Origin of the sequence: Duganella sp. Leaf126 (genome assembly GCF_001423125.1) — a bacterium.
Lineage (GTDB): Bacteria > Pseudomonadota > Gammaproteobacteria > Burkholderiales > Burkholderiaceae_D > Rugamonas.
On sequence record NZ_LMNW01000001.1, the window covers coordinates 398,174 to 422,318 of the forward strand.

A 24,145-nucleotide genomic window follows, 5' to 3' on the forward strand; every position below is an offset into this window, starting at 1 on the left:
TTCAGGCGCTCTGCAGGGCTATATTACCTTGTTGACGGGAAGTAGAAACGTGAATTTCATTATGCTTACTTGAAAGCGTAGTTGGCGCTGGCAAAGAAGCGCCGGCCACGCGGGTCGGTGTAGGTCGGATCGTAGCCCGACAGGAAGTAATACGCCTGGTTGGAGAACGGCGGCGTGCGGTTGAACATGTTCTGCAGGCCCAGGCGCAGCTTGACATGCTTGTCCACCTGCCACGTGCCCGACAGGTCCCACAGCGAGTACGAGGTTACGTGGTTGGGGGCGACCACGGTGCCGCCGGTGGTGTCGATGGCCGAGTTCTGGTCCTGGTAACCGCTGGAGAAGGTGTTGGACAGCGTGGCCGACAGCGGACCATTATCCCAGTCCATCGAGATCGTGTGGCGCCAGCGTTGCACCACGCCGTCCGTGACGAAGCGGCCGAGGTTGCTGATATAGGGATCGCCCTTGCCGGTCTGGATCTTGGAATCGAGCACATAGGTGCCCGACAGGCGGCCGCCGAAGCGGCCGGCAAAGGTCTGCACGCCGCTGTAGTCGAGCACCAGGTCGAGACCGGACGCCACCTGCGCGCCACGGTTTTCCTTGCGCAGCTCGATGTAGTCGATCACGCCGTCTTCGTCGCGGTGCACCAGGTCGCCGTACTTGCCCAGGTTGCCGAGGATGACGTCGTCGCCGAGTTCGCTGATCAGGTCGGTGCGCTTGATGTGCCAGTAGTCGAGCGTCATCGAGGCGTTGCGCGACGGCTGGATCACCATGCCGACCGACGCCTGCTTGCTGTGCTCGGGCTTGAGGTTGGCGTTCGAATAGCGGCGGGTGGACCAGTTGTCGGCGCAATCGGCATAGTTGAAATCGACGGTGGCGCAATACACGGGGTCGGGCAAGGTTGCCGTCTGGCTGTAGATGGTCGCGCGGTACAGGTCGTTCATCGACGGCGCGCGGAAGCCGCGCCCGGCCGAGGCGCGGAACAGCATGGTCTTGGTGGGCGTGTAGCTGATGCCGAGCTTGGGGCTGGCCGCGCCGCCCACCACCTGGTAATGATCGTAACGGGCCGACAGCTGCGCTTCCCACTGCTTGGTGAACGGCATCAGCAATTCGGCAAACACGGCCTTGACCTTGCGGCTGTTGCTGATCGCGCCCTCCTCTTCCGGCGCCGGATCGTTGTTGATGTTGCCGCTGACCAGCAGCGCCGACGGATTCGACCGGGTGCGTTCGCGCCGCAGTTCGCCGCCGACCGCCAGCGCCGCGTCGCCGCCGGCCAGGGTGGCGACCGGGTGCGAAACCTTGAAGTCGATCGAATCCATGGTGCCGCGCGCGCGGCGCACCAGGTCGTTGACCTGGATGCCGTTGATCAGGTCCACACCGGCCTGGCCCGATGGCCCGAACGGATTGATCACGCCGTCGCGGATGCCGTCGAGCAGCTGGTCGGCCAGCAGGTAGCCGTGGGTGTCGCGGTCCTTGACCGTGTTGACACTGTGGTTCAGGCCGAAGTCGTAATCCCAGCCCTGGATGCTGCCGGTCAGGCCCACCACGTAGCGCTGGCTTTCGCTGGTCAGCTCGCTGGTGCGGCGGCCGGCGTCCGGCAGGCGCATGCGCAGGTCGACCATCGGGTCCGACAGCGTGTAACCGTCGAACACGGACAGCTTGCCGGAATCGATCTCGGCGCGGTTGGTCGAGCCGTCGGCATTGGTCTTGTTGTCGGCGCGCGCAGCCGAGCCGACATACCAGCTCTTCGAGCGGCTCAGCGCCACCTCGGCATACAGCTGGCTGTTCTGGTTAATCTGCAGCACGCCGCGCGTGAGCGAATTGAATTTTTCCGTGCGCGGGAACAGTTCGGTATCGCGCATGTAGTTGTAGGTGCAGCCCTGGTCGCCGCCGGCGCCGCCGGGCAGGTACAGGTTGGCCGGTGCCGCGCATGCCGGCACGTACGGGTTGAAGGTGCGCGCGGTCAGCGGCGCGCCGTTGACGGTGAAGTTCTGGTCCTGCAGTTCCTCGAGCTGGCTGCGGCTCAGGCGGATGTTGGCCGGGGTGGTGTAGCTCGACAGCAGGTGCGGCAGGCGCTCGGGAATGCGCAGGTCGCCGATGAAGCGGCGCTGCGCCGTGCTCAGCGAACTGGTCTTCTGCACGTCCGCCACGGTGAAGATGTTGAAGCCGTCCTGGTCCAGGTTGCCGAAGCCGGCCGTCAGGGTGGCCGTGCGCTTGCCGCCGCCGCCCTCCTGGGTCTTGTTGCCATACACATTCATCTCGACGCCCTGGAAATCCTTGCGCGTGATGAAGTTGATCACGCCGCCGATGGCGTCGGTGCCGTACAGGGCCGAGGCGCCGTCGAGCAGCACCTCGACGCGCTGGATGGCCGAGGCCGGAATGTTGTTGAGATCGACGCCGGTATCGTCGCCGGGCGAAGCGAAGTTGGCCATGCGGCGGCCGTTGAGCAGCACCAGCGTGGACGAGGTGCCGATGCCGCGCAGGTTGGCGCTGTTGAAGCCGCGCTGGTCACCGCCGACGTTGATGCTGGCGCCATCGGTCAGGCCGCCGACATTGGACGACAGCCGGGCCAGGATCTCGGAGGCCGTGGTCACGCCGACCTTGTCGATCTCGGCACGCGTGATCACCTGCACCGGCAAGGCGGTTTCCGCTTCGATGCGCTTGATGGCCGAGCCGGTGATTTCCACGCGCGGCACCGGCTTGGCCACGGCGGTGTCGGCTTCGGCAGCGCTGACCGGCGCGCCGGGCGCCTGCTGCGCCAGTGCCGGCTGCGCGGCCAGACCCAGCAGGCCGGCCACGCCCAACCCCAATCCCAGACTCAGCCCCAGTGTGCGGCGCACCGCGTAAGCCATCGTCGAAACTCGCATGCCGTGCTGGTCAGCCATAATATTCTCTTCTTGGTAAAAAACCGGTAATGTTATAAACAGATACATCGATAAAATCGACTGTACGCATAAGCCGCCAAAAACTCAAGAAAGCGCCGCCCGATTCGCGCACTATGATTTACTTTGTGAAAATAGTGCTACATACTCAAGCGCTGTTCGCCGCGCCGATTACCGTTTTCCACCATTTTTCCTGCCGTCCGCCACCATGCAAGCACAAAAACACCCCCTGTCCGGCCTGCACAGCGCCAATACCTTCGAACTGACCAGTTTCCATTTCGGCACGCCCGGCGCCGGCAAAAAAGTCTATATTCAGGCTTCGCTGCACGCCGACGAGGTGCCCGGCATGCTGGTGGCGCAATTCCTGCGCAAGCAGCTGACGGTGCTGGAACAGGAAGGCCGCATCCGCGGCGAAATCATTCTGGTGCCGGCGGCCAATCCGATCGGGCTGGCGCAGGCGATCCAGGGCGCCGCCTTCGGCCGCTTCGATCTGACCACCGGCATCAATTTCAACCGCAACTACAAGCACGTGTTCGACGATGTCAAGGTCGCGGTCGACGGTCTGCTGGGCCAGGACGACCAGGCCAATGTGCGCCTGATCCGCGAACACGCGCGTGCCTCGATCGCCACCTGGCAGCCGAAGACCGACGCCGAAACCCTGAAAAAAGTGCTGATGACGCTGGCCGTGGACGCCGACATCGTGCTCGACCTGCACTGCGATAACGAGGCCGTGATGCACCTGTACGCCGGCACGCCGCTGGCCGACGCGGTGGCGCCGCTGTCGGCCCTGCTCGGCGCGCACGCACTGCTGCTGGCGCTGGAAGCGGGCGGCGAACCGTTCGACGAAGCGTGCAGCCGCCTGTGGTGGGACCTCGACCGTCACTTCGCCGGCGCCTACCCGATTCCGCCCGCCTGCGTGGCCGTCACGGTGGAGCTGCGCGGCGAGGCCGAGGTGCGCTACGACCTGGCCGAGCGCGACGCCAGCGCCCTGCTGCGCTACCTGGCGCTGAACGGCGTGATCGACGATGGCAACGATGGCGAGGCGCTGCCCGCCCCGCTGTGCGCGCCCACGCCGCTCGAAGGCGTGGAGCCGCTGTACGCGCCGCACCACGGGGTGCTGGTGTACGTGCGCGAGATGGGCGAGCAGCTGCAGCCGGGCGACGTCATCGCCGACCTGATCGACCCGGTCAGCGGCAGCACCACCGCCATCCGCACCAGCGTGGCCGGCGTGTTCTTCGCGCGCAGCGCCCACCGCCACGTGCTGCGCGGCATGAACGTCGGCAAGGTGGCCGGCGCCACCGCCTTCCGCGCCGGCGACCTGCTGAGCCAATAAGCTACCGATATCGACCACACAATGGCCATCAAAAAATTCAAGCTGCCGCACACGTTTGTCCTGCTGTTCATCATCCTGGCGCTGATCGCCGCCGCCACCTGGCTGGTCCCGGGCGGCAAGTACGACACCACGCTGGTCAACGGCAAGCAGCTGATCGTGCCGGGCAGCTTCCATTACGTGCCGAGCGCGCCGCAAGGCGTGGTGGCCCTGCTCAAGGCGCCGATCAAGGGCTTCGTCGAGGCGGCGCAGATCATCGCCTTCGTGCTGATCGTCGGCGGCGCCTTCGCCGTGCTGCACAAGACCGAGGCGGTGGACGCCATGATCAAGGCGCTGGCCCAGGCGCACCAGAATTCGCGCTTCATCCAGAAGGCGCTGATTCCCGTCTTCGTCACGCTGTTTTCGATCGGCGGCGCCACCTTCGGCATGAACGAGGAAGCGATTCCGTTCATCCTGATCTTCGTGCCGCTGGCGCTGGCCCTCGGCTACGACACCATCACCGGCGTGTCGATCCCGTTCCTCGGCTCGCAGGTCGGCTTTGCGGCCGCCTTTCTCAATCCGTTCAATGTCGGCATCGCCCAGGGCATCGCCGGCGTGCCGGTATTTTCGGGCTGGGGCTACCGCCTGATCGCCTGGACCATCGCCACCGCGATCACGGTGGCCTTCCTGATGTGGTACGCGGCCCGCGTGAAAAAAAATCCGCAACTGAGTCCCACCTACGCGCTCGACCTCGACAAGCGCCGCGAGCAGCCGGAAGGCCTCGGTGAATTTACCGGCATGACCGCGCGCCACAAGCTGGTGTTGTGGATGTTTGCCGGCTCGCTCGGCATCATGGTGGTGGGCGTGGTTCATTACAGCTGGTACATCGACGAAATCGCCGCCCTGTTCCTGACCATGGGCGTGGTGATCGGCCTGGTGGGCCGGCTCGATTCGGGTCAGATCGTGGACGGCTTCATCCAGGGCGCGCGCGACCTGGTCGGCACGGCGCTGGTGATCGCGCTGGCGCGCGGCACCATGATCCTGGCGCGCGACGCCCAGATCATCGACACCATGCTGCATGCCCTGACGCCGCTGGTGCAGTCGTCGTCGCCGATCTTCACGGCCTGGAAAATGTTCGGCATCCAGACCGTGATCAATTTCTTCATCCACTCCGGCACCGGCCAGGCCGCGCTGACCATGCCGATCATGGCGCCGCTGGCCGACCTGGTGGGCGTGACGCGCCAGACCGCGATCCTGGCTTTCCAGTTCGGCGAACTGACCACGCCGATGATCCCGACCTCGGGCATCACCGTGGGCGTGCTGGCGCTGGCGCGGGTGCCGTGGATCACCTGGGCCAAGTGGATGGTGCCGCTGCAGCTGATCTACGCGGTGATGGCGCTGGCGCTGCTGGTGCCGCCGGTGCTGATGCATTGGCAGTGAGCTGGTCGGCACCGAAATCCGTCATTCCCGCGCAGGCGGGAATCCGGTCCCGCGTGCACTCCATTGATTTAATGACCGGAATGACAACCTCGACCGATTTTTGTACGGCTGGCAGTTTATAATCGTCCAGTTCCGACTTACGTGCCCACTACTTTTTCTCACCATGACTGATCAATTCTCCAAAAAAAGCGAAGCCTGGTCGGCCCGCTTCAACGAACCTGTGTCCGACCTGGTCAAGCGCTACACGGCGTCCGTGTTCTTCGACAAGCGCCTGGCCCAAGCCGATATCGAGGGTTCGCTCGCGCATGCCGAGATGCTGGCGCACCAGGGCATCATCAGTGCGGCCGACCGCGCCGAGATCGAGCGCGGCATGGCGCAGATCCGGGCCGAGATCGAGGCCGGCCAGTTCGCATGGCTGCTGGACCTGGAAGACGTGCACCTGAATATCGAGAAGCGCCTGACCGAGCTGGTCGGCGACGCCGGCAAGCGCCTGCACACGGGCCGTTCGCGCAACGACCAGGTGGCCACCGACATCCGCCTGTACGTGCGCTCGGCCATCGACGACGTGGTGGGCCTGCTGAACGCCCTGCGCGGCGCGCTGACCGACCTGGCCGAGAAGAACGCCGACACCATCATGCCCGGCTTTACCCACATGCAGGTGGCGCAGCCGATCACGTTCGGCCACCACATGCTGGCCTACGTCGAGATGTTCGGCCGCGATGTCGAGCGCATGCTCGACTGCCGCAAGCGCGTCAACCGCCTGCCGCTCGGTGCCGCCGCGCTGGCCGGCACCACGTTCCCGATCGACCGCCTGCGCGTGGCTGCCACGCTCGGCTTCGACGACGTCTGCCACAATTCGCTGGACGCCGTCTCCGACCGCGACTTCGCGATCGAATTCACGGCTGCGGCGTCGCTGGTGATGATGCACGTGTCGCGCATGGCGGAAGAGCTGATCATCTGGATGAGCCCACGCGTGGGCTTCATCGACATCGCCGACCGCTTCTGCACCGGTTCGTCGATCATGCCGCAAAAGAAAAATCCGGACGTGCCGGAACTGGCGCGCGGCAAGACCGGCCGCGTCTACGGCCACCTGACCGGCCTGCTCACGCTGATGAAAGGGCAGCCGCTGGCCTACAACAAGGACAACCAGGAAGACAAGGAACCGCTGTTCGACACCGTCGATACGCTGGTCGACACGCTGCGCATCTTTGCCGACATGGCCGGCGGCATCACCGTCAAGCCGGACCATATGCGCGCGGCTGCGCTGCAGGGCTATGCCACTGCGACCGACCTGGCCGACTACCTGGTCAAGAAAGGCCTGCCGTTCCGCGACGCGCACGAGGCGGTGGCCCACGCCGTGCGCGCCTGCGACGACCTGAAAATCGATTTGTCGGAGATGACGCTCGAGCAGCTGCGCGCCTACTCGCCGCTGATCGGCGACGACGTGTTCGCGGTGCTCACGCTGGAAGGCTCGGTGGCCGCGCGCGACCACGTGGGCGGCACCGCGCCGAACCAGGTACGCCAGGCGATCGCGCGCGTGCGCGCGCAGCTGGCCTGACCAGGCGCTGCGACCCACCGGCTGCGTGGCAGGCCAGCGCCATGCGATGGCGCAGGGCCCGTCGCGCGCTTGCGCTGCCGGCGCCGGTCTGGCGCCGGCAGCGACGGTCGGTCCCAGTCGCGTCAATGCATCTTGAACCGCGCCAGCGTGGAAAACGCCGGCCCGGTCTGGTCCTGCTCGAGCAGCACCGTCAACTCGGTATTGGTGCAGATCATGTTCACCAGCTCGATGCGGTCCCACGCCAGCTGGCGCAGGATGGCCTGGTAGGTGCCGGGGCCGCGGCTGGCGGCGTCCAGGTGCAGCGTCAGCGCATTCAGACCGTCGAGCCGCGCCAGCAACTGCTCGCCTTCGAACGCCTGTTCCACCAGCGGCGCCACCGTGCTGCTGCAGATGACCATCACCTCATTGACCCCGCGCGTGACCGTCACGAATGCGCCGCGCAGCGGCTCGGTCGCGGCCAGCAGCCTGCGGTGGCATTCGTGGCTGGTCTCGCTGTGGCGAAACGTGTACTCGGTCAGCTCGGTGCGCGTGGTCAGTTCGCCCGTATTTTGCACCAGCACGATGTCGCGGCCCGGTTCGGCCGGCAGGCGCTCGGCCACGCGCCGCAGCGCCGTCACCACTGCAGCCTGCCCGACCGGTTTCCATAAATCGCTTTCGAGCTGGGGCTGCAACTGCCGCGCCAGCTCGGACAGGTTGATCAGGCCCCGCTTCAGTCCTTCCGTCAGAAAGGCCGACTCCCGCACAATACGTTCCACTTTGGTGGCAATCGACAACATGAACTATCCCCACATGACATAGATTCCAGGCGCAGTGCCGAGCATCGCCCCTGTATGAACCAAGTGTAATTCGCCAGAGTAACAATCTAAACAGTTTTCAGCGAAAAACGCGTCGAGTGTTGCATAGAAGCTAAATTAAATGACGAGCCCGCCTTCAGCCCGGCCCGCCGCCCCATGACTGATTTGAGCCATTTTTTCTCGCCAGACCCATTTTTGAAGTTTTTTGACTTGCCGTGAGCAACCGGAATAGTGTCGTCATTCCGGCTGGCACCATGTCGCCGCGTAACCATTTGGGAGAAGAAATGAATCTACGTAAGACCCTGATCAGCGCCTCCATCGCCGCCCTGCCGGTCATGGCCGCGATGCCGACCCAGGCGGCGACCGCCTCGTTGAACGCCCAGAACACTGACACCAAAACCCAGTCCCTGCTGACCCAGCTGGCCCAGCGCGACGCCCAGCTTGGCCTCGGCAGCGACAGCAACTTCCGTATCGCCAACCAGCATCCTGGCACGGGCGGCAACAAGATCACCCGCGTCGAGCACACCTACAAGGGCTTGCGCGTGTTCGGTTCCGAGGAAATCGTCGTGACCGATACGGGCGGCGAGATCGTCAGCGTCTCGGTCGCCGAAAAACGCGCGGGCCTCGAAGCGGGCGCCAACCTGGCCAGTACCGAGAGCGTGAATACCGCGCAACGCGTGGTCGCCAAGGCCGCGCCGCAGGCGACGCCGCCGGCCAACATCAAGCCCGCCTTCAGCGCCGACGCCGCCATCGCGCGCGTGGCCAAACAGGTGGCCCCCACCGGCGAGCACCGCTGGCCGCCGACGGCCGAGCTGCTGATCTACCCGGTCACGGCATCGGTCCGCACCGCCGAAGCTGCCGACAAGGCCGACGACGAACTCAATGCACTCGACCTGGAAGAGGTCGTGGAGCGCTATGCCCTGGCGTACTACGTCAAGACCCGCATGGTGGTGGACCGCAAGCCGGTCTATTACGACACCATCCTCGACGCCAGGACCGGCGAAGTGATCGCCCAGTGGCGTGCGCTGCAAACCGTTGTGGGTACCGGCAACAGCCAGTACAACGGCGCGGTGCCGATCAACACCAGCCTGAACGGCAGTACCTACCAGATGCTCGACACCACGCGCGGCACGGGCGGCAAGTTCGGCGGCATGGCGATCACCAATGCCAACCACAGCTCGCAGCAGAATCCGAGCTCGGGCAGCATCTACACCAACTCGACCAACACCTGGGGCGACGGCAAGCAGTACATCTCGGGCGGCAGCACCACCAATGCCAACGGCCAGACGGCAGCGGTCAATGCCTTGTGGGGGCTGATGAATACCTACGACACCAACAAGAACGTGCTCGGCTGGAAGTCGCTCGACGGCAACAACACCGCCACCTATATTGCCGTGCACGTGGACAACGCCTACGACAATGCCTTCTTCGATCCCAGCTGCAAGTGCATGTATATCGGCGATGGCGGCCAGTCGTTCTACAACCTGGGCTCGATCGACGTGATCGGTCACGAAATGTCGCACGGCATTACCGACGCCACGTCCAACCTCGTGTACGCCGGCGAATCTGGTGGCCTCAACGAATCGAACTCCGACATCGGCGGCGACATGGTGGAAGCCTACGCCCGCAACGGCGGCACCGGCACGGTGGTCCCGGCCGGCAACGACTGGATGACCGGCAAGGAAATCGCCCGCAACGGCCAGCCGCTGCGCTGGATGTACAAGCCGAGCAAGGATGGCCGCAGCCCGGACGCCTGGAGCAGCACCATCAAGAACATCGACGTCCACCTGTCCAGCGGTCCCAACAACCGCATGTTCTACTTCCTGTCGCAGGGTTCCAACGCCAGTTCCGGCAGCGACTATTACAGCAAGTACCTGACCAAGAGCCCGGCAGCGATGACCGGCATCGGCAACGACAAGGCTTACCGGATCTGGTTCAAGGCGCTGACTACCAAGTTTACGTCCAGCACCAACTACGCCGACGCCCGCGCCAAGGTCTTGCTGGCAGCGCAGGAACTGTATGGCGCCTCGTCCAAGGAAGCGATCGCCGTACAGCGTGCATATGCTGCCATCAACGTCGGCAGCGACGTCGACGAAGCGGGCAGCAGCAGCGGCTCCGGCCTCAGCATTTCCACCCAGCCGGCCAGCATCTCGGTCGCAGCCGGCGCCACCGCGTCGTTCAGCGTGGGGGCCAGCGGCGGCACCGCGCCCTACAGCTACATCTGGTACCGCAACGGCGCCGTGATCGCAGGCGCCAGCAGCGCCACCTATTCGTTCACGGCCACCCAGGCCGACAACGGCGCCACGTTCAAGGCGCTGGTGCGCGATGCATCGTCCACCACCAAGACTGCCACCTCGAGCGAAGCCACGCTGACGGTGGCCGCTGCCGGCAGCGGCGGCGAGCGGCTCACCAATGGCGGTTTCGAATCGGGCACCACCGGCTGGGCGGGCGATACCGGCACCATCGGTACCTTCAGCGGCCAGACCGCCTACGAAGGCCAGCGCTATGCCTGGCTGGGCGGCAACGGCAAGCGCGCCACCGAAACCCTGACCCAGAGCGTGGCGATTCCGTCGTCGGCCAGCAGCGCCAAGCTGTCCTTCGCGCTGCATATCGATACCGCCGAAGTGGGCCAGGCCACGTACGACACCCTGGTGGTGACGGTGAAAAACAGCGCCGGCACGGTGCTGGGCACGCTGGCCACGTACTCGAACGCCAACGCGGCCAGCGGTTACCAGGTGCGCAACTTCGACCTGTCCGCCTACCGCGGCCAGACGGTGACGCTGTCGTTCGTGGCGACCGAGGACTCCGCGCAGCAGACGTCGTTCGTGATCGACAAGGTAAGCCTGATCACCCAGTAAGCAGGTTGCACGGGCCGCCTGCGCGGCCTTCCCGATGTGCCCCCGGGGCGGAACAGCGGCCACGCTGTTCCGCCCTTGATCTGCCGCAGCACCACCTCCTCCCCGCCGTTCTAGCGTGAGCTGTCCGCTCAGGCGGCCCCGGCCGCATCATCCGATGCACGCTGGAACCGGAATCAGGAGGGTGAGATGAATCGCTCCACGTCTTTATTGCTGCTTTCCGCACTGGCCGGCACGGCCATGGCCCAGCCACTGCCGCCGTCGTCAGCGTCATCGTCGCCGCTGATGGGCGGCCCGGTCGCGCCGCCCTCACCGCAGCAAACCGCCACCCTGCTGGCGCGGCTGGCCGCGCTCGATCGGGCCAACGATCCCCGGCGCACGCTGGCGCCGCAAGCGGACAGGCAGAGCTACCGCATCGCCGCCCACCACCCGGGCGCCGCCGGCCAGACCATCGCGCGCGTGCAGCACACCTACCAGGGACTGCGCGTGTTCGGCTCGGAAGCGGTGGTGGTCACCGACCCGGCCGGCGCCATCGTCAGCGCCTCCGTCACCGACCGCCGGCCGGGCGCGCAAAGCCTGGCCGCGGGCGGCACCGCGCCACCGGCGCCGGCCGACGTGACACCGAAGCTCACGCCCCAGCAGGCGATTGCGGCGGCGATCCGCCCGGTGCGCGACCGCGTGGAAACCATCGAACACCGCTGGCAACCGGTCGCGGAACTGCTGCTCTACCCGGTGGTGACCAGCGCACCGACCATCGCTGCCGCTGCCAAGCCCGACGCCGAGCTCAATGCGCTCGATGTGCAGGAGGTGGTGCAGCGCTACGCGCTGGCCTATTACGTCAGAACGCGCATGGTCAAGGGCCGGCAGCCCCGGCAGCTCCTCTACCACGACACCATCGTCGATGCCCGGACCGGCGAGATCCTCGCCCAGTGGCAGGCGCTGCAAACCGCCGACCATAGTGGCACCGGGACCGGGACCGGGACCGGAACAGGAACCGGCAACAGCCAGTACAACGGCGTGGTGGCGCTGTCCACGTCGCAGGACGGCCAGCAGTTCCGCATGCTCGACACCACGCGCGGCAAGGGCGGGCGCTTCGGCGGCATGGCCATCACCAATGCCGACCACAGTGCCATGCACAATCCCGATCCGGGCCAGGTGTATGCCAGCGCCAGCAACAGCTGGGGCGATGGCAAGCAATACACCGGTGGCAGCACCACCGACGCCAACGGCCAGACCGCCGCCGTCAATGCCTTCTGGGGGCTGATGAACACCTACGACACCAACCGCAACGTGCTGGGCTGGCAGTCGCTCGATGGCAACAACACCGCCACCCACATCGCGGTCCACGTCGATCGCGACTACGACAATGCCTTTTACGACGACCGCTGCAAATGCATGTTCATCGGCGACGGCGGCTCCTACTTCTACAACCTCGGATCGATCGACGTGATCGGCCACGAGATGTCGCACGGCGTGACGGCCGCCACGGCGGACCTGGTGTACGCGGGCGAATCGGGAGGGCTGAACGAATCGCACTCGGACATCGGCGGCGAGATGGTGGAAGCGTATGCGCGCGGCGGCGGCGCGGGCGCCACCATACCGGCCCGGGGCAACGACTGGCTGGTGGGCCAGGAGATCAGCCGCGACAGCAAGCCGCTGCGCTATATGATCAAGCCCAGCCTGGACGGGCGCAGCGCGGACGCGTGGAGCACGGGGCTCAAGAAGCTCGACGTCCATTATTCGAGCGGGCCGAATAACCGCATGTTCTACTTCCTGGCGAAAGGCTCGAACGCCGATCCCGCCAGCGACGCCTACAGCAAGTACCTGGTCAAGTCGCCGCAGGCGATGACCGGCATCGGTAACGACAAGGCCTACCGCATCTGGTTCCGGGCGCTGAGCACCAAGTTCACCTCGTCGACCAACTATGCGGCCGCCCGCGCGCGGGTGCTGGAAGCGGCGCAGGAACTGTACGGCGCCGGCTCGAAGGAAGCGGTGGCTGTGCAGCGCGCCTACGCCGCCATCAACGTCGGCGCAGACATCGACGAGGCGCGCTGACGCTCAGTCAACGCTCCGTCAACGCTCCGTCAACGCACCATCAACGCACCGTGACGAATACCGGGTTCGAATAGAACCACAGGCTGCGGTAGTTGCGGTCGTTGATGTCGTTGAAGCGCTGGGTGGCGTCGGCGGTGCTGGTGCGCTGGTCGGCCAGCGGCTCGCCACCCTGGGTCAGACCGGCAACGTCGGTGCCGAGGTTGGTGCCGCGCAGGCGGAAGTACTGGTTCTTCGTGGCCGTGGTTTCGTAGGTGATGGTGTTGTAGCCATCGGCATCGACTTTCCAGTCGGCGCTAGTGAAGCGTTTGACCACGCGGGTGCTGGCGTTGGTGGCCACGGCGTAGGCGGCGGTACCAGGCGCCGCCCTGGCGCCGATGTCGCCCACGATCAGGTCCACGTGGTCCACCAGCGGTTTCACGCTGGCCGAGGCGCCGCTGTCCACCGGCTTTTCGTAATTGTTTTTCGCCGGGCTCTTGAAGCGGATCGTCACCACCACTTTTGCACCGTTGGCCACCGTCAGCTCGCCGCCCATTTCCTTGCGGTCGCTGCTGCTGGCCAGGTTGAAGTCGAGTGCATTGATCAGGTCACCATAGACCGAGAACATTTTCCCCGAACGCAGTCCCTGCAACAGGTCTTTCGCGGTGGGCGTGCCGCTGGCGCTGTTGAAGACGTAGTTTTTCGCGTACTCGCCCGGGAAGTAGCCGCTGCTGTTGTTGCCGACAATTTTGAAGTGGGTGTCGGAGTCGGTCAGGTTCCAGACTCGGCGCCCCTCGCCCAGCAGCGCATCCCACACGCCGCCCAGCTTGGCCACCACGTAGTCGGTGCCGCCGTAGACGCGCAGCGGCGCATTCTCGGCCGTGTAGGCTGCGGTGTAACCGCCCCGGTCCGGCTCCATCTGGTTGCCGACCATGCCTTCGATGGCGAACACGATGTTGGGCGCAGTATCGTTGAACCGGCGGAAGTCTTCCACCGTGTAGCTGCCCTTGTTGCGCGACGGGTGATTGATGACGGCGTAGCTGGTGTCCGGGTAATTGTCCTTGAGCCAGGAGATCGCCTTGACCGCGTCGTCGCCGGTCTTGTTGTAGCGCGTATCGCCGTACTTGGCCTTCCAGGCCGCGACGTCGGCAGGGTCGAACAGCGATGGATCGCGGGTCGTGAACAGGTATTCGAATTCACGCACGCCGCGCGTGCTGACGGCGAACTTGTCGCTGCCCTCGAAGATGCCGATGCCGATGTGGTCGTGGGTCGGCATGTCCCATTCGAAGCCCGAGAAAATCAGCTTGTCGGTATAGGTGCCGGCTGCCTGCAGGGCGGCCAGGTGCGGCTGCTCGTAGCGCTCGACGCCGGTGGCCATCGGGATCGGGGCGGCCAGCAGCACGCCCTTGTCGTCGCGGGTGGACACGCGCAGGTGGTTGGTCACCGCCATCCAGTCCAGGCCATAGCTGGTGAAGGCCTTGCCGAGGATCTTGTCGAGCGTCTGGCTGACGTCGGCGTCGGCCGACTGCGTGGTGTGCGTGTGCAGGTCGCCGGCCAGCCAGCGGCCCTGGGCGATCGGCGGCACGTTGTTCTGGATGGCGCCGTCATCGCTGCCGCCGCAGGCGGCAAACGCGACGGCAATGGCCACGGCGGACGGAATCAGCATGAGGCGGGAAGCGAGACGTGGACGGTACGACATGATATCTTTCTGAAAGTAAGTTCGCGATGACGGCACGTTAACACCGCTCTGTGACCGCCTGATGACAGCTGCTATCATCGCGAACCTTTATCCACATCGCACCGGGAACAGTACATGACGACAGGCGTAACCTCGCACGGCACTATAGGCGGCAAGACCATCGACGAGGCGCTGGCCTCTTTATCGGACATGACGGCGGGCGCAGTCCCGATCGGGCAGGCCGAACACCTGGAGCGCGTGGCGCGGGCCCAGGCCTTCATGCGCGAACAGGGGATCGCCGCCATCTACATCAACGCCGGCGCCAACCTCACCTACTTCACCGGCACCAAGTGGCACGCCAGCGAGCGCATGGTGGGCGCCATCCTGCCTGCCAGCGGCGCCATCGAATACATTGCCCCCGCCTTTGAAGAAAGCACGCTCAAGGATTTCATGCTGGTCGATGGCCCGGTCAACTGCTGGGAAGAGCACGAAAGCCCGTACCAGCTGTTCATCGCCACCCTGCAGCGCATGGGGATTGCCCCGGCTGGCGGCGCCGCGCCGCGCATCGGCATCTGCGAAAGCGCCGCCTTCTTCATCTATGACGGCATCCGCCCGCTGGCTGCCGCTGCCGGCTACGCACTGGAAAACGCCAGCCTGGTCACGGCCCACTGCCGCACCCGCAAATCGGCCAACGAAATCGCCCTGATGCAGCGCGCCAAGGACATGACGCTGGCCGTGCACGTGGCAACCGCGTCCATCCTGCGCGAGGGCATCACCACGACCGAGGTGGAGCAGTTCATCGACCGCGCGCACCGCAAGGTGGGCGCCAGCGGCTCGTACTTCGTGATCGTGCTGTTCGGCGAAGCGACCGCCTATCCGCATGGCGTGAGCTACGTCCAGACGCTCAAGCCGGGCGACACGGTGCTGATCGACACCGGCTGCAAGCTGCACAACTACATCTCCGACATCACCCGCACCTATGTGTACGGCGAGATCAGCGAACGCCAGCGCTCGGTGTGGAACAGCGAGAAAAAGGCGCAGCTGGCAGCGTTCGAAGCGGCCCAGCTGGGCGTGCCGTGCGAAGCGGTGGACCAGGCGGCCCGCCGCTCACTGGAAGCAGACGGTTACGGCCCCGGCTACAAGCTGCCAGGCCTGCCGCACCGTACCGGCCACGGCATCGGGCTCGACATCCACGAGTGGCCTTACCTGGTGGGCGGCAACAAGACGCCGCTGGACGTGGGCATGTGTTTTTCCAACGAGCCGATGATCTGCATACCCGGCGAATTCGGTGTGCGCCACGAAGACCATTTCTACATGACGGAAAACGGTCCGAAATGGTTCACCGAACCGGCCCACAGCATCGACGATCCGTTCGGCCTGGCCGGCAACGCCTGACCAGCCCTGCACTGCACGGCGCCACCAGGCCCGATCGCACGGCCGGCAGCTGCACCGCGGTGGCGCAGTGTCGGCCGCCGCGCTAGGCGTCGAGGTTCTTGACGGCGCGGTAGAAGCGCAGCGGCACGGTGGCGGTGAACCGGCCGCCGACCGCACGCCCGACCACGATCGGGCTGAAGATATGGCGCATCGGCGAGGCGCTGCGGTGGGTGTACACCTGGCCCTGCGCCGATTCGCCGGCAGGCAGGTAGCCGAACATGGCGATGCGCGCCAATAAGGCCGTGGTATCGGCCGCCGCCACCGTGCCGCGCACGGGCAAGTGCTCGAGGGCAGCCGCGCCGATATAGCCAGCCACGCCCAGCATGGCGATGCGCAATATCCCCACCAGGTCGAACCCGCGCGGCAGCAGCCCCACCGCCAGCAAACACGCCAGCGCCACGCCGAACGTCACCCAGGTGCGCGGGTTGTCGATCGGATTGAGGACGAATCGGGTCTTGGTAAAAAGTGCCATGGCGCTGCCTGCAGAGGGAAAACGTTATTGTGAAGGGTGGGCGGGGAATTGAAAAGTACTAAGCTTCACGGCGCAGGGGGCCTGATGTTGATGGCCAAGCCGTTGACGATTTCATAAGGCACACGCACCATCGGGCCCTCACCGCCGAAATCGGCAGGATTGCGGGTAATGACTACCCGTCGATGAACCTCGGCAGTGGCACGTATGATGCAATCGAGCAGAGGCAGCTTTGGTGGCGTTTTCAGGCTGCGGCCACGGATGAGCGCCGCGCGTTCCATGATATCGTCGTCGGGATGCACCACTTGGATACTTGCATCGGCCAGGAACTTTTTGAATCGCTGCACACCGGCGTGATCCATTTTGCATGCGATCTCCACCCAGGTAATCGAACTGATCATGGCATCCCGGTAGTGCATGATCTCGATCACCGCCGCCGCATGGCCCTCCAGATTGTCGATCAGGATATTGGAGTCAAAAAGAACTAGGGACATTCTGCGCGTATTTCTTTTTGGTACTCGACCGCATCGCGCGGCTTGTCGGGGTCGCCCTTCCATGTGCCGTGAACGCTCATCACGGCAGCAAGTCGTCGCGAGCGTTCCAGGTTTGCAGCCGCATCGGGTCCGTTGGAAATCGCTTCCAGCAGTTGCCGACGCGTCATGCCGGCAGGTGCGATGCCACGTGCTACCGCTAACGACTGCAGCATTTCCAGCTCGCGGTCAGCCAGCTCAACGTCAGATTCGGCCATTGCACACCTCCTGCCAGTGATCAGGTTTCGCCAGTGTATAACAGTCTTCGTCGGCTGTCGTATGGTGTGTGTGCGCGATTATTGACGCTTCATCACCAGCGTCAGGATATCGTAACTGGCCACCAGCTCGTCGTGCTGGTTGGTGACCTGCACGTCCCAGGCCACCACCCCCTGCCCGACGCCCTTGTCGTCGGTGCGGTTGCGATCCACCTTGCGTTTGCAGGTGAGACGGGCGCGGATGGTGTCGCCGATGGCGACCGGGGCCACGAAGCGCAGGTTGTCGAGGCCGTAGTTGGCCAGCACCGGACCCGGCGCCGGCGAGACGAACAGGCCGGCGGCGGCCGACAGCACGAAGTAGCCGTGGGCGATGCGCTGGCCGAACTGGGTGTCCTTGGCCGCGATCTCGTCGAAGTGCATGTAAAAGTAATCGCCCGAGACGCCGCCGAAGTTGACGATGTCCGCTTCGCTGACGGTACGACGGTGGGTCAGCAGCGAGTCGCCGATGTGCAGTTCCTCGAAGTGCTTGCGGAACGGGTGCACTTCGCTTTCCTGCACGCGGGCGCCGCGCACGTATTCTCCGGTCACTGCCGCCAGCATGGTCGGCGAACCCTGCACCGCCGCCCGTTGCAGGAAGTGGCGCACGGCGCGGATGCCGCCCAGTTCCTCGCCGCCGCCGGCGCGTCCCGGGCCGCCGTGCTTGAGTTGCGGCAGCGGCGAACCGTGGCCGGTGGAATCGACCGCCGCTTCGCGCTCGAGGATCAGCACCCGGCCGTGCGAGGCGGCCGCCACCGGCACCGCATACGCTGCGATCGCCGGCTCCTTCGTCACCAGCGTGGACACCAGCGAGCCCTTGCCGCGCGCCGCCAGCGCCAGCGCCTGGTCGATGCCATGGTAGCTGATGATGGTGCTGACCGGCCCGAAGGCTTCGACGTCGTGTACGGCGTCGTTGGCCATGCCGTCGCGGCACAGCAGCAGCGTCGGCGCAAAGAACGCGCCATCGGCCACGCCCTCGCCCACCGGCGCGAAACCATCGCGCGCGCCGAACAGCACTTCGTTGCCTTGCGCGAGCCGCGCCAGGCGCTCGCCGACATCGCGCTGCTGGTCTTTCGACGCCAGCGCGCCCATGCGCACGCCCTCCACCGAGGGGTCGCCCACGCTGACCTTGGCCAGGCGTTCGCGCAGGCGCGTGCCCACGGCATCGACCATGGCTTCGGGCACGATGACGCGGCGAATCGCCGTGCACTTCTGCCCCGCCTTGCCAGTCATCTCGCGCGCCACCTCCTTGACGAACAGGTCGAACTCGGGATCGTCGGGCGTGATGTCGGGTGCCAGGATGGCGCAGTTGAGCGAGTCCGCTTCGGCCGTGAACGGCACCGAATGCGCGATCAGGTTGCGGTTCACGCGCAGCCTGGCCGCCGTGTCGGCCGAGCCGGTAAAGGTGACGGCGTCGCATCCTTCGAGCCGGTCGAGCAGGTCGCCGGTGGCGCCGATCACCAGCTGCAGGCTGCCGGCGGGCAGCAGGCCGGAGGCATCGATCATGCGCACCAGCGCCTCGGTCAGGTAGCTGGTCGCCGTGGCCGGCTTGGCGATGCAGGGCATTGCGGCCAGGAAGCTGGGTGCAAATTTTTCCAGCAAGCCCCATATCGGAAAATTAAAGGCGTTGATGTGGACCGCCACGCCGCCGCGCGGCACCAGGATGTGGGTGCCGGCAAAGCCGCCGTTCTTACCGAGCGCCATGGCCGGCCCCTCGTGCAGCACATTGGACGACGGCAGTTCGCGCCCGCCCATGCTGGCGTACGCAAACAGGGTGCCGATGCCGCCCTCGATATCGACCCAGCTGTCGGCGCGGGTGGCGCCGGTCAGGTGCGAGATCGCGTACAGCTCTTCCTTGCGTTCGAGCAGGTACAGCGCCAGCGCCTTCAGGCGCGCGGCGCGCTGCTGGAAGTCGTGCTGCATCAGGGCCGGCAGCCCGGTCTTGCGCGCGTAATCGAGCGCTTCGCCGAAATCGATGACGTCGGCGTGGGTGTGGTAAATCAGGCTTCCGGTCAGCGCGTTGTGCAGCGGCGTGGCTGCTTCGCGACCGATCCAGCGGCCGCCGATCAGGCTTTGCAGGGTGGGTTTCATGTCGGGTCTCCGTTGGGCTTCAGGCCGAAGCGTTCTTGTGCAGGTGCAGCGGCAGCGACGATTCCCAGCTGACGCGGGGACGGTCGGCTGCCACCTCGGTCAGCGCCTCGACTTCGCGCATGGTGGTCATCGAGCGCACTGCCAGTTCGTGGTAATGGCCGGTGCCGCTGGTTTTCCAGGCGATTTCATCGTCCCGCAGCGGGCGCATCACCCTGGCCGGCGTGCCGACCACCATGCTGCGTTCCGGGATGTCCATGCCGGCCCGCACGAAACTCATCGCTGCCACGATCGACTCGGCGCCGACCACGGCGTTGTCCATCACCACGCTGTTCATGCCGACCAGCGCGTTGCGGCCGATGCGGCAGCCATGCAGCACGGCGCCGTGGCCGATATGGCCATCGACGCCGACCACCGTGTCGGCGCCGGGAAAGCCGTGCATCACGCAGGTGTCCTGCAGGTTGGCGCCCTCTTCGAGGATCAGGCGGCCGAAGTCGCCGCGCAGGGCGGCCAGCGGCCCCACGTAGCAGCGCGGACCGACGATCACGTCGCCGATCAGCACCGCGCTCGGATGGACGTAGGCAGTCGGATGCACGACCGGGGTGACGCCGTTGATTTCATAAACCTTGACCACCATGGCTCCTTGTCTTGGGGTTAGTCTCAGCGGGGGCGCTGGTCGATCACGCGCCGCGCCTTGCCGGTCAGCGTGCGCTCGATGCCGTCGGGCGCCAGCAGCTGCACCCGGGTCGTCACGCCCACGTTGGTCTTGATGCGCGCCTCCAGCTCGGCGGCCAGGCCGGCCACGGACAGGTTGCCGGCCTGCGGCCGCAGCTCGGCCAGCACGTCGAGCTGGTCGAGGTGCCCCTCGCGCCGGACGATCAGCTGGTACTGGGGCGCCAGTTGCGGCATTTTGAGTATCAGTTCCTCGATCTGCGACGGGAAGACGTTGACGCCGCGGATGATCAGCATGTCGTCCGAGCGGCCGGTGATCTTGCCGATGCGGCGCATCGACCGCAATCCCGGCGACGTGGGCGGCAGCAGCCGCGTGAGGTCGCGCGTGCGGTAGCGGATGATGGGCAGCGCCTCCTTGGTCAGCGAGGTGAATACCAGTTCGCCTTCCTCGCCGTCGGGCAGCACGGCGCCGGTGTCGGGGTCGATAATCTCGGGATAAAAATGGTCTTCCCAGATGACCGGGCCATCCTTGCTCTCGATGCATTCGCTGGCCACGCCGGGCCCCATCACTTCGGACAGGCCGTAGATGTCCACCGCGTCGATGCCGGCGCGCTGCTCGATTTCGCGGCGCATGGCGTCGGTCCAGGGTTCGGCGCCGAAGATGCCGACCTTGAGCGAGCTGGCGGCCGGATCGCGTCCTTGCCGCTGGTATTCCTCGATGATGTTGAGCATGTACGACGGCGTGACCATGATCACCGACGGCTTGAAGTCCTCGATCAGCTGCACCTGGCGCTCGGTCTGGCCGCCCGACATCGGCACCACGGTGCAGCCGAGCCGTTCGGCGCCGTAATGGGCGCCCAGGCCACCGGTGAACAGCCCGTAACCGTAGGCGATATGCACCATGTCGCCGCGCCGCCCGCCGGCGGCGCGGATCGAGCGCGCCACCAGGTTGGCCCAGGTGTCGATGTCGCGCTGCGTGTAGCCGACCACGGTCGGCTTGCCGGTGGTGCCGCTCGAGGCGTGCACACGCACCACCTGCTCGCGCGGCACGGCAAACATGCCGAACGGGTAGTTGTCGCGCAATTCCCGCTTGCCGGTGAACGGAAACCGCGCCAGGTCGGCCAGCGTTTTCAGGTCGCCGGGATGCAGGCCGGCAGCGTCGAATGCCGTGCGGTAGTGCGGCACGTTGTCGTACGCGTGCTGCAGCGTCCAGCGCAGGCGTTGCAGCTGCAGCGCCTGCAGTTCGTCGCGGCTGGCGCGCTCGATCGGCTCGAAGTCCGATGGATCCGGTATGCGGTAGGCCATGTCTGCTCCTCATTGCTGTGCCAGCACGTGGCCGCCCACGCGCAGCGATTTGCCACGAAACAGGGCGACCGTGCGGCCGTCCTGGTTGACCACCACGACGTCATACACGCCGCTCTTGCCGGCCAGCGCCTGCTCGCGCGCGGTGGCCGTCAGCACGTCATGCGCGCGGCCCGGCGCCAGGTAATCGATGGTGCATGCCGCCCCGACGGTGTTGAAGTTGTAGCTGTTGCAGGCAAAGGCGAACGCGCTGTCGGCCAGCGTGAAGATAAAGCCGCCGTGGCAGCTGCCATGCCCGTTGAGCATGTCGGCGCGGATCGTCATCGCCATGGTGGCGTGGCCGGGACCGACGCCAACGAGCGTGATGCCCAGTCCCCGCGAGGCGGGATCGCGCGCGTACATGGCCGCGGCCACCTGCTCGGCCAACGCCTGCGGATCGGGATCGGTCGTCATCTCATGCATGGATGGTCGCTCCCGATGCGTGCCTGCGCCGCAGCAGAGGCGAAACGCGATAACGGTCTTCGCCATAGCTGGTGGCCAGGTTGTCCAGCACCGTCACCACGTGGTCCACGCCGACCGCGTCGGCCCAGGCCAGCGGTCCGCGCGGGTAATTGACGCCCTTTTGCATGGCCAGGTCCACATCGGCCGCGCTGCACACGCCCTGGTTGACGGCATCGGCCGCCTCGTTGGCCAGCATGGCCACGGTGCGCATCACCGCCATGCCGGGCACGTCGTCGAGACGGGTGACGGTGAAACCGGCTGCCTGCAGCAAGCCCACCACTGCCTGGTAGGCCTCGGGGGCGCACTGGTCGGCGCAGGCCACTGCAATGCGGCTAGCGCTCGCGTAATCGAGGGCCAGGTCCACCAGCACCGTGTCGGGGTGCTGGTTGTCGGCAGCGCGCCGGGTGGCGCTGCGGCCATCGGTCAGGTACACGGCGGCGCCGTTGCAGTGGAACGCCGGCGCATGGTCGGCCTGGCGTGCGTGTACTTCCGCCGTCTTGCGGTGGGCCACGTCGATGCCGGCAGCGCGCAGCCGCGCTGCCAGCGCGTCGGTCACCGCAGCGCCGTGCGGCTGCACGGCTGCCAGCCCTGCGCCAACACTGCCCGCTTCCTGCGTGTAGCTGACGAACGCCGGCCTCGGTAGCGCGGCCTCGGACCGGGCCGGATCGTTGACCGCGCCGTCGCCGTGGCGGTAGCAGCCGCGCCCCGTCTTGCGGCCGAGGAAGCCGGCATTGACCAGCTCCTGCTGCTGCACCGACGGGGTGAAGCGCGGGTCGTTGAAATAGGCCGCGAACACCGACTGCGTGACCGCGAAATTGACGTCGTGGCCGATCAGGTCCATCAGCTCGAACGGTCCCATGCGAAAGCCACCTGCGTCGCGCAGTACGGCGTCGATGGTGGCGGCATCGGCCGCGCCCTCGGCCAGCAGGCGCCAGCCCTCGGCATAGTATGGCCGCGCCACCCGGTTGACGATGAAGCCGGGCGTGGAGCGCGCATGCACGGGCTGCTTGCCCCAGGCAGCGGCGGTGTCGTACACGGTCTGCGCCACCGCGCTGTCGGTGGCCAGCCCGCTGACCACCTCCACCAGCGCCATCAGCGGCACCGGGTTAAAGAAATGCATGCCCACCAGCCGCTCCGGCGCGCGCAGCCCGGCGCCGATGGCGGTGACCGAAATCGACGACGTGTTGGTGGCCAGGATGCAGCCGTCGTGCACCAGGTTTTCCAGCTGGACGAACATGGCGTGCTTGGCGTCGAGGCTTTCCACGATCGCTTCCACCACCATGGCCGGGTTGGCGGCAGCGAGTTCGTCCAGCGCCAGGACCGGTTGCAGCCGCGCCAGCGCGGCGGCAGCGTCCACTGGCGTCATGCGCTGTTTGGCAACGAGCTTGTTGAAGGCTTGCCCGATATCGGCCATGGCTTTGGCCACGGACTCGGGACGGCTGTCGTACAGCTTGACGGTATGGCCGGSGGCAGCGGCCACCTGGGCGATGCCGGCGCCCATGGCGCCGCTGCCGATGACGGCCACGATGCGATCGTGTGACAGTGCGGTCATGTCATTTCCCCGTGAATTGCGGCGCGCGCTTTTCCATGAAGGCTGCCACGCCCTCGCGGTAGTCGCTGGTGCGTCCGAGCTCGCTCATCATCGCGCATTCGAGCGTGAGCTGCTGCTGCAGGGTGTTCTGGGCGCTGGCGTGGATGGCGCGCTTGGTAAAGGCCAGTCCCTGGGTCGGTGCGCTGGCGAAGTGGCGCGCCAGCCTGGCCGTTTCGGCAGCCAGGTCGGCGTCGGGCACGGCCTTCCAGATCAGGCCCCACTGCTCGGCCTTCTCGGCCGTGAGCTTCTCGCCCAGCATGGCCAGGCCCATGGCGCGCGCGGTGCCGACCAGGCGCGGTAAAAAATAGGTGCCGCCCGTGTCCGGGATCAGGCCCAGCTTGCAGAACACTTCCACGAACGTCGCGGAACTGGCGGCCAGCACGATGTCGCAGGCCAGCGCCAGGTTGGCGCCGGCGCCGGCCGCCACGCCGTTGACGGCGCAGATCACCGGCATGGGCAGGGTGCGCAGCGCCAGCACCAGCGGCGCATAATTCTTTTCCACCGAGTCGCCCAGGTCCACCGGCCGCGTACCGGGCGCATTGGACACGGTGCGATCGGACAGGTCCTGGCCGGCGCAGAAGCCGCGCCCGGCGCCGGTCAGCACCAGCACCCGCACGCTCTTGTCGGCGCCGACGCGGCGCAGCGCGTCGCGCACCTCTTCGTGCATGGCCTGGGTAAAGCTGTTCAGTTTATCGGGGCGGTTCAGGGTCAGCGTGGCGACGCCGGCGTCGATCCCGAACACGATGTGTTGATAGACGTTCAT

Annotated in this window: 18 protein-coding genes; 6 read left to right on the forward strand and 12 right to left on the reverse strand. The window is 66.1% G+C overall.

Annotated features, from left to right (window positions below; genetic code table 11):
- Positions 1–65 precede the first annotated feature (65 nt).
- Positions 66–2,864 carry a TonB-dependent receptor gene (locus tag ASF61_RS01645; RefSeq protein ID WP_229205667.1) on the reverse strand — a complete coding sequence of 933 codons (2,799 nt, stop codon included), beginning with the start codon at positions 2,862–2,864 and terminating at the stop codon, positions 66–68.
- Positions 2,865–3,087: 223 nt separating this feature from the next.
- Here ASF61_RS01645 and ASF61_RS01650 point away from each other — a divergent pair, with 223 nt between their 5' ends.
- From ASF61_RS01650 to argH, 3 genes are all read left to right on the forward strand, one after another.
- Positions 3,088–4,212, forward strand: a complete 1,125-nt coding sequence (locus ASF61_RS01650; RefSeq protein ID WP_056150485.1) for a succinylglutamate desuccinylase/aspartoacylase family protein — start codon at positions 3,088–3,090, stop codon at positions 4,210–4,212.
- Positions 4,213–4,233: 21 nt separating this feature from the next.
- A complete protein-coding gene (locus ASF61_RS01655; RefSeq protein WP_056150487.1) occupies positions 4,234–5,628 on the forward strand; it encodes a YfcC family protein in 1,395 nt (464 codons plus the stop codon).
- Positions 5,629–5,791: 163 nt separating this feature from the next.
- The gene (argH, locus tag ASF61_RS01660; protein ID WP_056150489.1) at positions 5,792–7,186 is read left to right on the forward strand and encodes an argininosuccinate lyase; all 1,395 of its coding nucleotides are present in this window, start codon (positions 5,792–5,794) and stop codon (positions 7,184–7,186) included.
- Between the two features lie 122 nt (positions 7,187–7,308).
- Here the strand turns inward: argH and ASF61_RS01665 are convergent, their stop codons facing one another.
- Positions 7,309–7,962, reverse strand: a complete 654-nt coding sequence (locus ASF61_RS01665; protein ID WP_056150491.1) for a hypothetical protein — start codon at positions 7,960–7,962, stop codon at positions 7,309–7,311.
- Between the two features lie 302 nt (positions 7,963–8,264).
- On the opposite strand from ASF61_RS01665, the gene ASF61_RS01670 reads away from it, so the two are divergent.
- Together ASF61_RS01670 and ASF61_RS01675 are read left to right on the forward strand one after the other, a co-directional pair.
- Positions 8,265–10,838, forward strand: a complete 2,574-nt coding sequence (locus ASF61_RS01670) for a M4 family metallopeptidase (RefSeq protein ID WP_056150493.1) — start codon at positions 8,265–8,267, stop codon at positions 10,836–10,838.
- Positions 10,839–11,024: 186 nt separating this feature from the next.
- A complete protein-coding gene (locus tag ASF61_RS01675; protein ID WP_056150495.1) occupies positions 11,025–12,890 on the forward strand; it encodes a M4 family metallopeptidase in 1,866 nt (621 codons plus the stop codon).
- Positions 12,891–12,930: 40 nt separating this feature from the next.
- Here the strand turns inward: ASF61_RS01675 and ASF61_RS01680 are convergent, their stop codons facing one another.
- Positions 12,931–14,565: a hypothetical protein gene (locus tag ASF61_RS01680; protein WP_056150497.1), complete on the reverse strand. Its 1,635-nt coding sequence runs from the start codon at positions 14,563–14,565 to the stop codon at positions 12,931–12,933.
- A 114-nt stretch (positions 14,566–14,679) separates the two neighbouring features.
- On the opposite strand from ASF61_RS01680, the gene ASF61_RS01685 reads away from it, so the two are divergent.
- Positions 14,680–15,939 (forward strand): Xaa-Pro peptidase family protein, encoded by a 1,260-nt coding sequence (locus ASF61_RS01685; RefSeq protein ID WP_056150499.1) that lies wholly within the window; start codon positions 14,680–14,682, stop codon positions 15,937–15,939.
- An 82-nt stretch (positions 15,940–16,021) separates the two neighbouring features.
- On the opposite strand, the gene ASF61_RS01690 is transcribed toward ASF61_RS01685, so the two are convergent.
- The 9 genes from ASF61_RS01690 to paaG all read right to left on the reverse strand — a co-directional run bounded on the left by ASF61_RS01690 (position 16,022) and on the right by paaG (position 24,145).
- Positions 16,022–16,450: a hypothetical protein gene (locus tag ASF61_RS01690; RefSeq protein ID WP_056150501.1), complete on the reverse strand. Its 429-nt coding sequence runs from the start codon at positions 16,448–16,450 to the stop codon at positions 16,022–16,024.
- Between the two features lie 65 nt (positions 16,451–16,515).
- The gene (locus ASF61_RS01695; RefSeq protein ID WP_056150503.1) at positions 16,516–16,941 is read right to left on the reverse strand and encodes a PIN domain-containing protein; all 426 of its coding nucleotides are present in this window, start codon (positions 16,939–16,941) and stop codon (positions 16,516–16,518) included.
- Positions 16,932–17,195, reverse strand: coding sequence for a hypothetical protein (locus ASF61_RS23555; protein ID WP_162241963.1), 264 nt, complete (start codon positions 17,193–17,195; stop codon positions 16,932–16,934). Before ASF61_RS23555 ends, ASF61_RS01695 begins: the two co-directional genes overlap by 10 nt.
- A 78-nt stretch (positions 17,196–17,273) precedes the next feature.
- The gene (paaZ, locus tag ASF61_RS01700) at positions 17,274–19,319 is read right to left on the reverse strand and encodes a phenylacetic acid degradation bifunctional protein PaaZ (protein WP_056150505.1); all 2,046 of its coding nucleotides are present in this window, start codon (positions 19,317–19,319) and stop codon (positions 17,274–17,276) included.
- 19 nt (positions 19,320–19,338) lie between these two features.
- Positions 19,339–19,950, reverse strand: coding sequence for a phenylacetic acid degradation protein PaaY (locus ASF61_RS01705; protein ID WP_056151198.1), 612 nt, complete (start codon positions 19,948–19,950; stop codon positions 19,339–19,341).
- A 26-nt stretch (positions 19,951–19,976) separates the two neighbouring features.
- Entirely contained in the window at positions 19,977–21,293 is a 1,317-nt protein-coding gene (gene paaK, locus ASF61_RS01710) for a phenylacetate--CoA ligase PaaK (RefSeq protein WP_056150507.1), read from the reverse strand.
- Between the two features lie 9 nt (positions 21,294–21,302).
- On the reverse strand, positions 21,303–21,752 hold the full coding sequence (gene paaI / locus ASF61_RS01715) for a hydroxyphenylacetyl-CoA thioesterase PaaI (protein ID WP_056150509.1): 450 nt from the start codon (positions 21,750–21,752) through the stop codon (positions 21,303–21,305).
- A complete protein-coding gene (gene paaH, locus ASF61_RS01720) occupies positions 21,745–23,343 on the reverse strand; it encodes a 3-hydroxyacyl-CoA dehydrogenase PaaH (RefSeq protein ID WP_056150511.1) in 1,599 nt (532 codons plus the stop codon). The genes paaI and paaH overlap by 8 nt, the downstream gene beginning before the upstream one ends.
- A 1-nt stretch (position 23,344) precedes the next feature.
- Positions 23,345–24,145, reverse strand: coding sequence for a 2-(1,2-epoxy-1,2-dihydrophenyl)acetyl-CoA isomerase PaaG (paaG, locus tag ASF61_RS01725; RefSeq protein ID WP_056150514.1), 801 nt, complete (start codon positions 24,143–24,145; stop codon positions 23,345–23,347).

Excerpts from the sequence above, each read along its gene's own strand:
- paaG (WP_056150514.1), bottom strand. The coding sequence starts at position 24,145 with ATGAACGTCTATCAACACATCGTGTTCGGGATCGACGCCGGCGTCGCC.
- ASF61_RS01665 (WP_056150491.1), bottom strand. The coding sequence starts at position 7,962 with ATGTTGTCGATTGCCACCAAAGTGGAACGTATTGTGCGGGAGTCGGCC.
- paaK (WP_056150507.1), bottom strand. The coding sequence starts at position 21,293 with ATGGCCTACCGCATACCGGATCCATCGGACTTCGAGCCGATCGAGCGC.
- ASF61_RS01650 (WP_056150485.1), top strand. The coding sequence starts at position 3,088 with ATGCAAGCACAAAAACACCCCCTGTCCGGCCTGCACAGCGCCAATACC.
- ASF61_RS23555 (WP_162241963.1), bottom strand. The coding sequence starts at position 17,195 with ATGGCCGAATCTGACGTTGAGCTGGCTGACCGCGAGCTGGAAATGCTG.
- ASF61_RS01690 (WP_056150501.1), bottom strand. The coding sequence starts at position 16,450 with ATGGCACTTTTTACCAAGACCCGATTCGTCCTCAATCCGATCGACAAC.
- ASF61_RS01655 (WP_056150487.1), top strand. The coding sequence starts at position 4,234 with ATGGCCATCAAAAAATTCAAGCTGCCGCACACGTTTGTCCTGCTGTTC.
- ASF61_RS01675 (WP_056150495.1), top strand. The coding sequence starts at position 11,025 with ATGAATCGCTCCACGTCTTTATTGCTGCTTTCCGCACTGGCCGGCACG.
- ASF61_RS01670 (WP_056150493.1), top strand. The coding sequence starts at position 8,265 with ATGAATCTACGTAAGACCCTGATCAGCGCCTCCATCGCCGCCCTGCCG.
- ASF61_RS01695 (WP_056150503.1), bottom strand. The coding sequence starts at position 16,941 with ATGTCCCTAGTTCTTTTTGACTCCAATATCCTGATCGACAATCTGGAG.
- ASF61_RS01685 (WP_056150499.1), top strand. The coding sequence starts at position 14,680 with ATGACGACAGGCGTAACCTCGCACGGCACTATAGGCGGCAAGACCATC.
- paaI (WP_056150509.1), bottom strand. The coding sequence starts at position 21,752 with ATGCATGAGATGACGACCGATCCCGATCCGCAGGCGTTGGCCGAGCAG.
- argH (WP_056150489.1), top strand. The coding sequence starts at position 5,792 with ATGACTGATCAATTCTCCAAAAAAAGCGAAGCCTGGTCGGCCCGCTTC.
- ASF61_RS01645 (WP_229205667.1), bottom strand. The coding sequence starts at position 2,864 with ATGCGAGTTTCGACGATGGCTTACGCGGTGCGCCGCACACTGGGGCTG.
- paaZ (WP_056150505.1), bottom strand. The coding sequence starts at position 19,319 with ATGAAACCCACCCTGCAAAGCCTGATCGGCGGCCGCTGGATCGGTCGC.
- ASF61_RS01680 (WP_056150497.1), bottom strand. The coding sequence starts at position 14,565 with ATGTCGTACCGTCCACGTCTCGCTTCCCGCCTCATGCTGATTCCGTCC.